Origin of the sequence: Pseudomonas oryzihabitans, assembly GCF_006384975.1 — a bacterium.
Lineage (GTDB): Bacteria > Pseudomonadota > Gammaproteobacteria > Pseudomonadales > Pseudomonadaceae > Chryseomonas > Chryseomonas psychrotolerans_B.
In genome coordinates this window covers 2,834,756-2,847,700 of the sequence record NZ_CP021645.1, presented here as the reverse complement: position 1 = coordinate 2,847,700, position 12,945 = coordinate 2,834,756, and the positions used below count along the sequence as shown (strand labels likewise).

General features: G+C 67.8%; 12 protein-coding genes. 6 read left to right on the top strand and 6 right to left on the bottom strand.

The genetic code is table 11. From position 1 onward, the window contains the following. The first annotated feature begins 20 nt into the window (after nt 1-20). Nucleotides 21-530 (top strand): nucleoside 2-deoxyribosyltransferase, encoded by a 510-nt coding sequence (locus CCZ28_RS12700; RefSeq protein WP_140218535.1) that lies wholly within the window; start codon nt 21-23, stop codon nt 528-530. 229 nt (nt 531-759) lie between these two features. On the opposite strand, the gene CCZ28_RS12695 is transcribed toward CCZ28_RS12700, so the two are convergent. Both CCZ28_RS12695 and CCZ28_RS12690 read right to left on the bottom strand, forming a co-directional pair. Further along, entirely contained in the window at nt 760-1,461 is a 702-nt protein-coding gene (locus CCZ28_RS12695; protein ID WP_140218533.1) for a glutathione S-transferase family protein, read from the bottom strand. A gap of 145 nt (nt 1,462-1,606) precedes the next feature. After that, nucleotides 1,607-2,509 carry a LysR family transcriptional regulator gene (locus tag CCZ28_RS12690; RefSeq protein ID WP_140218531.1) on the bottom strand — a complete coding sequence of 301 codons (903 nt, stop codon included), beginning with the start codon at nt 2,507-2,509 and terminating at the stop codon, nt 1,607-1,609. An 86-nt stretch (nt 2,510-2,595) separates the two neighbouring features. On the opposite strand from CCZ28_RS12690, the gene CCZ28_RS12685 reads away from it, so the two are divergent. Then, the gene (locus CCZ28_RS12685; RefSeq protein WP_140218529.1) at nt 2,596-3,378 is read left to right on the top strand and encodes an NAD(P)H-dependent oxidoreductase; all 783 of its coding nucleotides are present in this window, start codon (nt 2,596-2,598) and stop codon (nt 3,376-3,378) included. A gap of 226 nt (nt 3,379-3,604) precedes the next feature. Here the strand turns inward: CCZ28_RS12685 and CCZ28_RS12680 are convergent, their stop codons facing one another. From CCZ28_RS12680 to CCZ28_RS12670, 3 genes are read right to left on the bottom strand one after another with little or no spacing between them, the layout of a single operon-like run. Further along, on the bottom strand, nt 3,605-3,904 hold the full coding sequence (locus CCZ28_RS12680) for a DUF2845 domain-containing protein (protein WP_140218527.1): 300 nt from the start codon (nt 3,902-3,904) through the stop codon (nt 3,605-3,607). Then, nucleotides 3,901-4,185: a DUF2845 domain-containing protein gene (locus CCZ28_RS12675; protein ID WP_140218525.1), complete on the bottom strand. Its 285-nt coding sequence runs from the start codon at nt 4,183-4,185 to the stop codon at nt 3,901-3,903. The genes CCZ28_RS12680 and CCZ28_RS12675 overlap by 4 nt, the downstream gene beginning before the upstream one ends. A 19-nt stretch (nt 4,186-4,204) precedes the next feature. Beyond that, nucleotides 4,205-7,060: a DUF748 domain-containing protein gene (locus tag CCZ28_RS12670; protein ID WP_140218523.1), complete on the bottom strand. Its 2,856-nt coding sequence runs from the start codon at nt 7,058-7,060 to the stop codon at nt 4,205-4,207. A gap of 439 nt (nt 7,061-7,499) precedes the next feature. Here CCZ28_RS12670 and CCZ28_RS12665 point away from each other — a divergent pair, with 439 nt between their 5' ends. The 4 genes from CCZ28_RS12665 (at nt 7,500) to CCZ28_RS12650 (ending at nt 11,979) form a co-directional block, all read left to right on the top strand. Next, complete coding sequence (locus CCZ28_RS12665) at nt 7,500-8,450, top strand: bestrophin family protein (RefSeq protein WP_058768100.1); 951 nt, start codon at nt 7,500-7,502, stop codon at nt 8,448-8,450. Nucleotides 8,451-8,734: 284 nt separating this feature from the next. Next, complete coding sequence (locus CCZ28_RS12660) at nt 8,735-10,051, top strand: MFS transporter (protein ID WP_140218521.1); 1,317 nt, start codon at nt 8,735-8,737, stop codon at nt 10,049-10,051. Nucleotides 10,052-10,092: 41 nt separating this feature from the next. Beyond that, nucleotides 10,093-11,358, top strand: a complete 1,266-nt coding sequence (locus tag CCZ28_RS12655) for an arsenic transporter (protein WP_140218519.1) — start codon at nt 10,093-10,095, stop codon at nt 11,356-11,358. A gap of 87 nt (nt 11,359-11,445) precedes the next feature. Further along, nucleotides 11,446-11,979: a cytochrome b gene (locus tag CCZ28_RS12650; RefSeq protein ID WP_140218516.1), complete on the top strand. Its 534-nt coding sequence runs from the start codon at nt 11,446-11,448 to the stop codon at nt 11,977-11,979. Here CCZ28_RS12650 and CCZ28_RS12645 read toward each other — a convergent pair. Next, nucleotides 11,976-12,908: a LysR family transcriptional regulator gene (locus CCZ28_RS12645; protein WP_140218514.1), complete on the bottom strand. Its 933-nt coding sequence runs from the start codon at nt 12,906-12,908 to the stop codon at nt 11,976-11,978. The two genes, CCZ28_RS12650 and CCZ28_RS12645, sit on opposite strands and share 4 nt — an antisense overlap. Nucleotides 12,909-12,945 lie beyond the last annotated feature (37 nt).

Below are 12,945 nucleotides of genomic sequence, written 5' to 3'. Positions count from 1 at the left end.
TTTGCTCGAGGAATCGTCCTATGTCTCCACGTATCTACCTGGCCGGCCCCGATGTCTTTCGCCCCGATGCCGTCGCCCATGGCCAGGCGCTCAAGGCGCTGTGCGCCGAGCAGGGCTGCGAAGGTCTGTTTCCGTTGGACAATGCCATTCCCGCGGAGCTGAGCAGCCCGCATGAGCAGGCAGCCTGGATCTACCGGGCAAATCTCGCCGTGATCGACGCGGCCGATGCCGTGCTGGCCAATCTGGACTTCTTCCGCGGCGCCGAGCCCGACAGCGGTACCTGCTTCGAGGTGGGTTACGCGGTGGCGCGGGGCAAGCCGGTGGTGGGCTATGTACCGGAGCAGGGCAGCCTGGCCGAGCGCATCCGTGCGCGGCACCCCGATTGGGTGGGGCCGGAGCTGCTGGACCGTGACGGCTGGACGCTGGAGGAATTCGGCCTGCCGCTCAACCTGATGCTGGCGGTGCCGGCGCGGATCGTCGTCGGCGGGCCGGCCGAGGCGCTGGCGGTATTGCGCGAGCGGCTGGGCTAGTGTGGTGTTTCAGAAGTTATCTACACAATTTTGGCGGCGTTTTTTGCTCCTGGGCGGTGTTGCCGCTCCTCGCCATAGCCCTGCTATGACTCGTCCCGGCGCCTACCCCAGGAACAAAAATCACTCGCCAATTCTTGCGCGAACTTCTGAAACACCACACTAGCGGCTTCCACCGTGCGGCCCTCACCCCAGCCCTCTCCCAGGGGGAGAGGGGGCGGTTGGCGCGGGATCAGCCGCGCGCCAGGGACGCCAGCTCGTCCAGGCCGCTGTTGCCGTCGGCATAGGCCGCGCGGAAGCTGTCGCGCTCTTGCCAGCGGGCCCAGAAGGCCGCCAGGTGCTCGAAGCGCTCGTCCAGCGGCGTCTGGTTGGTGGGGTACTTGGAGAAGGCGATGGCGGTGCACAGGGTGATGTCGGCAAAGGTTGGCGCCGCGCCGCCCAGCAGCCACTCGCGGCCATCGGCCAGGTGCCGATCCACCAGCGCCGCGTGCATCAGCGCCTCTTTGCGGCAGTGCTCGCCCCATTGCGGATTGTGGGTCAGCTCCAGCTTGTGGCCGAGGCCTTCGTGCTGCACATGGAACATGGTGACGATGCGATAGAGCACATGGACGAAGATGCGGTCGTTCCACATGGCGTCCTGGCCCTGCTCCAGTGGCGTCTCGCCAAACACCTTGCGCCCGGGATAGGCCTGGTCCAGATAGCGGGCGATGGCCGCGCTCTCGGCCAGATAACCGCCCTCGGCGAGTTCCAGGGTGGGCGTCTCGCCCCAGGGATTGCGCTTGAGGTGCTGCCACTGTCGTTGCTCGCCCTCGGGCGCCATCTTCAGGATGACCTCCTCGAACTGGTCGGCGATGCCCTTTTCATGGATGAACAGCCGCAGCCGCTGGGGATTGGGAAAGGCGGACGGCGAGGTGAAGAGACGTAGCTTGGACATGGAGGACTCCAGAATGGGAACTGACTAGGCATGCGACTGCGGCCAGTCGCGCCGCGTTCGGATAAGGCGACAGAGGATGCTGGCCAAGGCAACGGACGCAAAGCCAAGCCGCTGTATGCCGTCCATATGCAGAGTCGATTGGCGTTCACCCCGTGAGGCTGGAGACGATCCGCTCGCGCAACCAGGCATGGGCGGGATCGCGGTGCAGGCGTTCGGGCCAGAGCAGCAGCATGTCGAAGCCCGGCACGGCCAGCGGCGGCTGCTGCGTCTGCAGGCCGGGATGGGTCAGGGCGATCCGCGCCGGCAGCAGGGCGACCAGATCGCTGGCGAGCAGGGCGCTGGCCAGGGTGGAGAAGTGCGGCACCGACAGCACCACCCGCCGCGCCAGGCCGCGCTCCGCCAGCAGGCGGTCGGTGGCGCTGGCGAAGCCGCCCCCATTGGGTGAGACCAACGCCTGGTCCAATTGGCAGAAGGCTTCCAGGGAGACCGGCTCGCGCAGGGCGGGATGGCCGCGGCGCCCGGCCAGCAGATAGCGTTCGGTGAACAGCAGCCGCTGGCGCAGGCCGGATGCGGCGGCATCGGCCACGTCCAGCGCCAGGTCCAGGCGATCGCCTTCCAACTGCTCGGCGAGCAGGTCCGGCTTTTTGTCGAGCAATGCCAGGCGCAGGCCCGGAGCCTGCTGGCGCAGCTCGGCCAGGAGCGGCGTCAGCAAGGTGGTGGCGCTGTGGTCGCTGGCGGCGATGCGCCAGGTGCGTTCGGCGCGGGCCGGGTCGAAGGGCGCGGCGGGGGCCAGGGCGTCCTCCAGCGCGGCCAGGGCCTGGCGCAGCGGTTCGCGCAGGGTCTCGGCGCGCGCCGTGGGCCGCATGCCGCGCGGCCCCGGCAAGAGCAGGGGATCGTCCAGCAGCTGGCGGAGCCGGCCGAGTTGCAGACTCACGGTGGGCTGCGCCAGGTTGAGCCGCCGCGCCGCGCGGGTCACATTGAGTTCGGCGAGCAGGGCGTCGAGGGTGACCAGCAGATTGAGGTCGAGGCGGCGCAAGGTATTGTGCATGGCAATGGCTGCTGTTTCGGTAATTCATTTTCAGCATAGCGCGGTCGCTTCTAGCCTGGGCACCTCTCCCTCACGAGGTGCTCACCATGAAGGTCCTGCTGGTCTACGCCCATCCCGAACCCCGCTCCCTCAATGGCGCCCTGCGCGACTTCGCCGTCGCCCATCTGCAGGAATCCGGTCATGAGGTGCAGCTTTCCGATCTCTACGCCATGGGCTGGAAGGCCACCCTGGATGCCGCGGATGCGCCGCACCTGGCGCCGGGGGAACGCTTCGATGCGGTGCTGGATTCCCAGCGGGCCTACGCCGGGGACGTACAACCGGATGACATCGCCGCCGAACAGGCCAAGTTACTGTGGGCTGATGCGGTCATCCTGCAATTTCCACTGTGGTGGTTTTCGCTGCCTGCCATCCTCAAGGGCTGGGTGGAGCGCGTCTATGCCTGTGGCTTCGCCTATGGCGTGGGTGAGCACAGCGACAGCCACTGGGGCGACCGCTACGGCGAAGGCACCCTGGCCGGCAAGCGCGCCATGCTGGTGGTGACCTGCGGCGGCTGGGAATCGCACTACAGCGGGCGCGGCATCAATGGCGGCCTGGACGACATCCTCTTTCCCATCCAGCACGGCATCCTCTTCTATCCCGGTTTCAGCGTGTTGCCACCGTTTCCGGTCTATCGCACCAGTAAGGTCGATGCCGCGGGTTTCGAGCGGCTCTGCCAGGCCTACGGCGCCCGGCTGGATGGGCTGGCGACGGACGCTCCCCTGCCATTCCGGCGGCAGAATGGGGGCGACTACGAGATCCCGGCCCTGACCCTGAGGCCCGAGCTGGCACCGGGGCGGACGGGGTTGGGCGTTCATTTGCGGGAGGAGTGAGGGGTGGGGCAGGGGGCGCCACTCCGGTTGTCTGTGTCCCAGTGGAAAACGCTCTGCGGTTTTCCACGCTACGGAGCGACGCTACCGAGGCGAGCCGTAGGTTGGGTTGAGCGCAGCGAAGCCCAACGGTGCCCAAGATTGAACATCCTCGTTGGGCTTCGACGATGGAGCCGTCTCAACCCAACCTACGCGGCGGATCGCAGCGGTCTGGTGCGGGCAAGCGGCCTCAGTTGGCCCTCTTACTGTCCACCTCGGCCAGGCGGCCGCCGCGGAAGGTGAGGAAATACAGCATGCCGTTCCAGGGGCCATAGGCCCATTCCTCGACGAATTCCACCTGGCGATAGCCGTAGGCGTCCCTTACCTGGCGTTCGCCCAGGGGAGTGATGCTCAGCGGATCGCCGCATCTGTCGCGTACCTCGTGGGTGGTGGAGCCGTCGGAGACCAGGGCGCTGCCGCATCTCAAGGAGGCGGCCTGGGCGGTACCGCTGGCGAGCAGGACCAGGAGGAGCAGGGCGCAGCCTTTCATTCGCGCTTGGACTCGATGCGGGTGAGGCGGTTGGCTTCGAAGGTGAGGATGTAGGTGGCACCGTTCTTGGGACCATAGACCCATTCTTCGATCACCGCCTCGCGGCGTAGATTGGCGCCCAGCTCGTAGCCCACCAGGTCGCGGTGCACCGGCTCGCCGCATTTCTGCCGGACTTCGAAGGTGCGATCACCCCGACTGACCAAGGCATTGCCGCAACGCAGGGTATCGGCGGCGGCGCCGGTGGCGATCAGCAGGGCGAAGGCGGCGAGCAGGGCACGCATGACAGGGTCTCCTGACCGGTCAGAGCGCGCCGAGCTGCAACTGTGCGGCCGTGGGCGTCTCGCCGGATTTGGGTTGAGTGCTGACGTCCAGCAGATAGACCCGCTGGGCATCCAGTTTCGCCGTGTCCACCAGATAGGTCTTGATGGCGCTCGCGCGTTGCTGGGCCAGGCTGCGCAGGAGGCCGTCGTTGCCGCTCCAGGCTTCGAGGACCGCCTGCCGCAGGCGCGCCGTGCGGGTGGCATCGTCAAGACTATCCCATTCCTGCGGCGGTTGCGCCTGTAGCCGCAGGCGGTACAGGCCTTCCAGCAGCGGCGCGCGCATGTCGGCGGGCACCTGCAACTGACTCGGATCGGCCGGCACCTTGTCGCCCCGGCGTTGCAGCAGGTTGAAATACTGGGTCTGGAAGTCCTTTTCCAACTGGCTGGCGGCCAGGGCGCGGCCGTCGCTGGCGGCGCTGGCGTGGCCCTCGACTTCCACCGTCAGTTGCGGTCGCTGGCGCAGGGCCGCGGCCAGCTTGTCCAGGTCACTGCGGGCCTGGGCGGAGAGGCTGCTGCTGCCCGGGGCGAAGTCGATGGCGTCGAGGTTGGCCTCGTGTCCGCCGACGAGACCCGCCAGCATGCGGAAGGGCGCCTGGACGGCGCGACTCAGCAGATTGCGCAGGGTCTGCCAGACCACCGGCATGACGCTGAAGTTGGGGTCGTCGAGATTGCCCGCCACCGGCAGGCGTAGATCGATGCGGCCGTGGCTGTCCTTGAGCAGGGCCACCGCCAGGCGCAGTGGTAGATCCACGGCGTCCTTGCTGTCCACCCGGTCACCCAGTTCCAGCTGGTCGAGCACCACGTGGTTCTGCGCCTGCAGCTTGCCGTCGTCGATGCGGTATTGCAGGTCCAGGTCCAGGCGGCCCTTACGTACCGCATAGCCGGCGAACTTGCCGGTGTAGGGCGACAGAGTGGTGAGTTCGACCTGGCGGAAATAGGCGGTCACGTCCAGTTGCTGCCAGGGGTCGAGGGGATCGAGGCGGCCCTTGATCTCCACCGGGGCGAAGCGGTCGACCTTGCCGGAGAGGTGGATGTCGGCCGGTTTCGAGGCGGCGGTATCCAGGGTGCCGATGCCGCCTTCCAGGGACTGGATATTGGTGGCGAAACCGGGCTTGAGGCTGTTGTCGGCGAAATCGGCGCTGCCGTCCTTGATGTTCACCCCGCCGATGCGGATCTGCATGGGCGGCGCTGGATCCTTGCTGTCGGTCTTGGGCTGGGGGACCAGCAGGGCACTGAAGTTGTTGCTCAGGTCCTGGTTGATCACCAGGGTGCCATAGGGCTTTTCCAGGTCGATCTTGTCGATGACCAGGCGCTTGCCCAGGTCGAAGGCGATGCCCTGCAAGTCGAGCAACTGCCAGCGCATGAAGTCCTGCTGGTGCAGGGTGTCCAGCAGATGCACCTGGGTGATCTGGGCGTTGCCGCTGACTCTGAGGTCCAGCGGGTCGCCGGCGGCCAGGGCCACCTTGAGGCGGCCGGCGAGTTGGCCGCTGCGGATTTCCAGGCGCAGGTAGGGGCTGAGATAGGGCTGGGCCTGACGCAGGTTGAGTTCGTCGATGCTGACGGCGAAGTTGCCCTGCAAAGGGGCGAGCGCCAGCTGGCCGTCGACGGTGATGCGGCCGCGATCGCCCAGGGTGGTCTTGAGGTCGAGGCCGAAGGGCTTATCGCCCTGGCTGTCGAAGTCCTTCAGCGCCAGGTCCAGGCCGCTGAAGTAGAGACTGGCCGGGTCCGGCGGTACCCGGTCCACCAGGTGCAGCTGGTTGTCGCTGAGCTGGACGTCCTTGAGCTGCACCCGCCAGGCCGGCCCGCTACTGGGGGCGTCACTGCTGGGGAACAGCTTCTGCCAGTCCAGGCTGCCGTCCTTCTCGCGATTGCCCCAGGCATCCAGGCCGTTGCCACGCAGCCGAGCGATGCTGACCTCGCGCTTCTGCAGATCCAGGGCGAGGCCCTCGGCGGCGAAGTGCTTGAAGCTGGCCTTGGGTTCGGCGCCCACCGCCTGGACGGCGACGTCGTCGAGTGCCAGGCGGCCCTGGCTGAGTTGCAGTTGCAGCGTCTTGGTCAGGTCCAGTCGGTAGTGGGTGCTGGCTTCCAGCCGGCCCTTGGCGAGGGCCAGGGGTAGCTGGTTGCGCACATAGGGCCACCAGGGCGCGAGGCTCACGTCCTTCAGGGTCAGGTCGCCCTCGCTGCGCAGGGGCTCAAGGTCCAGGCTGCCTTTCCAGGTGAGTTGGCCGCCCTGGGCGGTGGTGGCGGTCAGCGCCAGCTGGCCCGGGGTCTCGCTGCTGCGGGTGCGGAAATCCTGCAACTGGGCGTCCAGCGGGGTGAAGGTGACCTCCACCGGCTGGGCGCCCTGGGCATCGAGGTAATGCAGCTGCCCGCCCACCAGGGCGATGCGTTCGATGTGTACCGGGAAGGGCTGGCTCGGCTGCTCCGGGGTGGGCGCCGGCGCGGCGGAGGCGTCGGTCGGATCGCTGCGCCAGAGCCCCGCCAGGTTGACCGCACCACCCTTGGCGATGCGCAGGTCGACCCGTGGCTGGTCGAGGCGGACGTCGGTGAGGTGCAGGGTGCGCCGCCAGAGGCTGTCCAGTTGCAGATTGGCGTAGAGGCCTTCGGCGGCCACCGTGGGCTGCTCGGCCGGGCCGATCAGCAAGCCCTGGGCGCGCAGCTCCAGGGTGAAGGGGTTGAAGCTCAGGGCCTGCAGGTGCGCCGGCTGGGTGAGGCGTTCGGCCAGCGTCTGGTTGAGGTAGTGCAGGGCGAGGCGCGGTCCGACGACGAAGCCGAGCAGACTGTAGAGGGCCAAGAGCGCGAGCAGGACGAGGCTCGCTTTCACAATTCTGGGCATGCAGGCATCTAGGACGGCAAAGGTGGCCGGATTATGGCACGTCATCCTGGCCGGGGAGGGCGCTGGGCGTCCCAAAAGCGGCGCGGGTCGCCGGTAGGGGCGTTCGCCTGGCGTCCGCTGACCCTCGCCAACTGGCGAATCGATCACGTTTCTCGTTTTCGGCAGGCCGGGCCCGAGACCAGGCCGATCAGCGGTCGGGCTGGCACGAAAGGCTCCCGCTAGAGCCGTCGCAGAGGCGGCGAAGCGCTCTGGCACGGCACTTTGCCATGATCCATCGGTCGGTCTCGGATTAAGTTTGACTTAAGGGCCGCCGACTAGTCTCGTGAACAGGTTGCAGGCTCAGGAGGAGGCGCGGCGACGGGTCGAAGGCCCGTGGTGAGAGGTCAGGAGGCACGGGCAACCATGAATCGAGAAGCCGCGCCGCCGCCGGGAGTGCCAGATGTCCAGTCCGATCCAGCTCCGTTCGATCCAGAAGAAAGTCCAGTTCCTGCGTACCAGCTTCAGCTATGTCGGCTGGTCGTTGTTCGGCTTACTGCTGTGGGACGTGGCGGTGACGGTGGACGCCATGCTGTTCGTCGACGATCGCTTCGATCTGCCGCTCACACCCCTGACCCTGCTGTGCTCGGCGCTGGTGGTGCTGATCAGCTTTCGCAACAGCAGCGCCTATGGCCGCTGGTGGGAGGCGCGGACCCTGTGGGGCGCCATGGTCAACAGTTCGCGCAGCTTCGGCCGCCAGGTGCTGACCCTGATCGATGACGCGGGGGCCGGGCAGAATAGGGTCAAGCCGGTGCTGCTGCGTCGGCACATGGGCTATCTGCACGCCCTGCGCGCCCAGCTCAAGCGCCAGGACCCGGCCCAGGCCGCGGCGCCCTATCTCGCCCGCCACGAACTGGCGCTGGCCGAGGGCAGCCTCAACTTCGCCAACGACATCCTCGCCGGCACCGCCGAGCTGATCGCCAGCGAGTACCGCCAGGGCCGCCTGGACAGCATCCGCCTGGCGCGGTTGGAAGAGACCCTGGTGGACATGTCCAACTGGCAGGGCGGCATGGAGCGCATCGCCAACACGCCCTTGCCCTATCCCTATGTGTGCTTTCCGCAGCTGTTCAGCTTCCTGTTCTGCATCGCCATGCCGCTCGGACTGGTGTCGACCCTGGGCTGGTTCACCCCGCTGGTGTCCACCGTGGTCGGCTTCATGCTGTTGGCCCTGGAGCGCATCGGCAGCGATCTGCAGGCGCCCTTCGCCGACAGCCAGCACCAGATCACCATGGACAAGCTGTGCGCCACCATCGAGGCCAATCTCCTGTCGATGCTGCGGCCGCGCAGCGAAGAGGGCGCGACCGTGGAGCTGGCGCAGGAAAGCAGCCCGGTTCCGGCACGCCAGGTGGCCTGAGGCGACGGACGGCCGCGACATGCGCGGAGCCAGGGGGCGCTGGGCAAAAAACGGTAGCCAGGGTTCGGAAAGAGGCGCACTAGACAGATTCTTTCAGGCTGGCACGGCACTAGCATCGCTTCGCTCCGGTCACATTTTGCAACCTCCCCTGGCAGCGGTGGTTTGGCGTGGCGTCGCGGAGCTTTCCGGGCGTCGCCAACCAGCCGGGGCGAGGTGTGCCACGGGGTGCAGGTCCAGCGGACATCACCCGGGCGACCCCCAACCCTCGCTACGGATGCCCGCTCATGTCAGAGACCCTTTCCCCGGCCGCCGGGACTGGCGCCGAACCCTCGCGCCGCGCGCGCCATGCCCTGGATGCCCTCAACTTCACCCTGGCCGACGTTCGCGACGGCCTGGGCCCCTATCTCGCCATCTATCTGATCGCTGTGCGCGGTCCGGGAGAGGGCTGGAACGAGGCCACCGCGGGTTTCATCATGACCCTGGCCGGCATCGCCGGCTTGATCGCCCAGACCCCGGCCGGCGCCCTGATCGACCGGACCCGCCACAAGCGCCTCATGGTCGGGGTCGCGGCCCTGGTGGTGACCCTCTGCAGCGTGATGCTGCCCTTCGTCTCCAATTTCTACGTGGTGGCCGCCACCCAGTCACTGGCCCACGCCGCGGCGGCGATCTTCGCCCCGGCGCTGGCCGCCATCACCCTGGGCATCGTCGGACCCAAGGCCTTCACCCGGCACATCGGCCGCAACGAGGGCTTCAACCATGCCGGCAACGCCGTCTCCGCGGCGCTGGCAGGCGGCCTGGCCTATTTCTTCGGTCCCACCGTGGTGTTCTGGCTAATGGCGGCACTCGCCGCGGCCTCCATCGTCGCCATCATCCGCGTACCCCAGGACGAGATCGACGATGACCTGGCCCAGGGGCTGAGCACCGAGCCCGGGGCCCGCGACGCCAAGCCGGTCTCGGCCTGGCAGGCGCTGCTGGCCAATCGCAAGTTGCAGCTGCTGGCGCTGCTCGCCGCCATCTTCCACCTGGCCAATGCCGCCATGCTGACCTCGGTCGGCCAGCAACTGACCCATATCGTAGGAAAGGACAGCGCCACCTCGCTGGTCGCCGTCTGCATCGTCGCCGCCCAGTGCGTGATGGTGCCGGTGGCCATCCTGGTGGGACGCAAGGCCGATACCTTCGGGCGTAAGCCGATCTTCCTGTTCGCCTTCGCCGTGCTGGCGATCCGCGGCGTGCTCTATACCTTCTCCGACAGCCCCTACTACCTGGTGGCGGTGCAATTACTCGATGGCATAGGTGCCGGGATCTACGGGGCGCTGATGCCGGTGATCGTCGCCGACCTGACCCGTGGCAGTGGCCGCTTCAATGTCAGCCAGGGCGCCATCGCCACTGCCCAGGGCCTGGGCGCTGCCATCAGCGCCACCATCGCCGGGGTGATCATCGTCAAGTTCGGCTATGCCGCAGCCTTCACCACCCTGGCGGCCATCGCCGGCGTGGGCTTCGTGCTCTATCTGCTGCTGATGCCGGAAACCCGCGACCGTCAGGTGACCTCCAGCGCGAAATCCGGCTCCATGGGGCCTCCGCAATCGGCCGGTTTAGGCTAATGTCTGCCGCTTTCCCGCTCGACAGAAGGCACTAGGCGTTCATGGGGTCACTCGCACTCTCTCCTCACCTGCTGACGTGGATCATCGCCGGGATGGCGACCCTCGGCGTGGTCACCCGGCCCTTCGGCCTGCCCGAGGCGCTGTTCGCCGTCATCGGCGCGGCGCTGCTGGCCATTTTCGGCCTGCTCCCCCTGGAAGGCGTCTGGCATGGCATCGCCAAGGGCACCGACGTCTATCTGTTCCTCATCGGCATGATGCTGCTGGCCGAGATCGCCCGGAAGGAGGGGTTGTTCGACTGGGTGGCCGGTCATGCGGTGGGCGCCGCCAAGGGCTCGGCGCTGCGGCTGTTCGCCCTGGTCTACGGGGTCGGCATCCTGGTCACGGTTTTTCTCTCCAACGACGCCTGCGCCGTGGTGCTGACCCCGGCGGTCTATTACGCCACCCGCGCCGCCCAGGTGAAGAATCCGCTGCCCTATCTGTTCTCTTGCGCCTTCATCGCCAACGCGGCGAGCTTCGTGCTGCCGATCTCCAACCCGGCCAACCTGGTGGTCTTCGCCGAGCACATGCCGGAGCTGGGCCGCTGGCTGGCGCTGTTCACCCTGCCGTCGATCCTGGCCATCGGCGCGACCTTCCTCATGCTCTGGGCGACCCAGGCCAAGGTCCTGCGCGCCGAGCGCCTGGCCGAGGGGGGCACGGTGGACCCCCTGCCCACCACCGGCCGGATCGCCGGCTGCGGCCTGATCCTGACCATCCTGGTGCTGCTGGGGGCTTCGGCGCTGGATCTGGAACTGGGCCTGCCGACCTTTCTCGCCGGCTTCGCCACCTTCCTGGTGGTGGCCTGCAAGCGCGGCGGCGGCCTGGAGTTGCTCAAGCACATCTCCTGGAGCGTCTTGCCGTTGGTGGCCGGGCTGTTCGTGCTGGTGGAAGCCCTGGAGACCACCGGGGTACTGCAGGCGCTGGCCAATCAGCTGCAGGCCGCCGCCCAGGCGACGCCGGAACGGGCCGCCTGGGGCGCCGGTCTGCTGGTGGCCTTCGGCAGCAACCTGGTCAACAACCTGCCCGCGGGCCTGTTGGCGGGCGCCGCGGTACAGGCCGCCCATGTCTCGGAAAAGATCGCCGGGGCGGTACTGATCGGTATCGACCTGGGCCCCAACCTGTCCATCACCGGTTCGCTGGCGACCCTGCTCTGGCTGGCCGCGCTGCGCCGCGAGGGGCTGTCGGTGAGCTTCTGGCAATTCCTCAAGCTGGGCACCCTGGTGATGATCCCGGCGTTGCTGTTGGCCCTAGCCGCTCTTATTCATCTTTAAGGGCTCTGACGGGCGGTCTCCAGGCGCAGCGGCGTTGTCGCCGCGCCTGGGGCACTATCGGGGTCCACTCGTCACGGAGCATCGCCCATGGCCGTCGCTCGCTACACCGGCTTCGCCCAGGCGTTGCACTGGCTGACCGTCGCGCTGTTGTGCCTGTTGTTGCCCTTCGTCTGGGTCGCGGAAAACTTTCCGCCCGGGCCGGTGCGTACGCTCTGGTACCTGCTGCACGAATCCACCGGCATCACGGTATTCCTGCTGGTGCTGATCCGCCTGACCTGGCGCTGGCGGCATCCGGCGCCGCCGGCCAATTCCCGTGACGGGCGCCTGCTGCGGCTGCTCGCCGGCCTCAATCACGGTCTGCTCTACGCCGTGTTGCTGGTGATGCCGGTGACCGGCTACCTGATGGCCGGCCAGGGGCAGCCGGTGCCGGTGTTCGGCTTATTTTCGCTACCGGGATTTCCCCGCCATGAAGCCCTCGGCATCCTCGCCAATCGCATCCACGTGGCGGGCCAGTTCGCCGTCTATGGCCTGGTGATCCTGCACGTGGCGGCGGTGGTCTGGCACGTGGCGGTCCGCCGCGATGGCACCCTGGAGCGGATGCTGCCCGAGCAGCGCCTTTAGGCGCCGCCTTCCACCAGCTGCCGATCACGCTCCAGCAGGCCGGGTAGGGTCTCGCGCAGGTGATCCACCAGGGTGCGGATCTTGGCATCGAGAAAGGGCCGCGACGGATAGAGGGCGTGGATGTCCAGGGCATAGAGCCGATGCCTGGGCAGCACTCGCTGCAACCGCCCGCTGGCGAGTCCGGCGACGGCCGCGTAGAGCGGCAGGGCGCCGATGCCCAGGCCGTTGGCCACGGCTTCGGCCAGGGCGTCGGCGGTGTTGACCTGGAACGGCGGCCGGTCCACCGCCACCTCGGCGCTGCCTTCCGGGCCTTCCAGCAGCCAGCGATCCGGCGCCATGGCGCGGTTGACCAGGCGCAGGCAGCGGTGCCCGGCCAGGTCCGCCGGCGTGGCCGGGTGGCCTTGGCGTTCGAGATAGCCGGGCGCCGCGCAGAGCACGCTGTAGGTGCTGCCCAGCCGCGCCGAGCAGAAGGCCGAATCCGCGAGACCCGCGGCCAGGATCAGCGACAGGTCGTAGCCTTCCTTGAGGATGTCGGTATAGGTGTTGGTCAGTTGCAGATCGAGATCGACCTCGGGATAGCGCTCGCGATAGCTGGCCAGGCTCTGGATCAGGTAGTGCTGGCCGAGTCCGGTCATGGTGTGGATGCGCAACCGCCCACGGGGCACCGCCAGGGCATGGCGGGCCTCGGCGTCGGCCTCATCGAGGTCGGCGAGGATGCGTTCGCAGCGCACCAGGTAGCGTTCGCCGGCTTCGGTCAGGCGCAGCTGGCGGGTGGTGCGGTGCAGCAGCCGGGTCTGCAGATGCTGCTCCAGCTGGCTCACCGCCCGTGAGACATAGGCGGTGGTGAGTTCCAGCTGGCGGGCGGCACCGGTGAAACTGCCGGTGCGGGCCACGCAGGCGAAGGCGCGCAGATTGAAGAGATGATCCATGAGCGAGGGCGGGGCCGGGTAAAGCGCCATTGTGGGC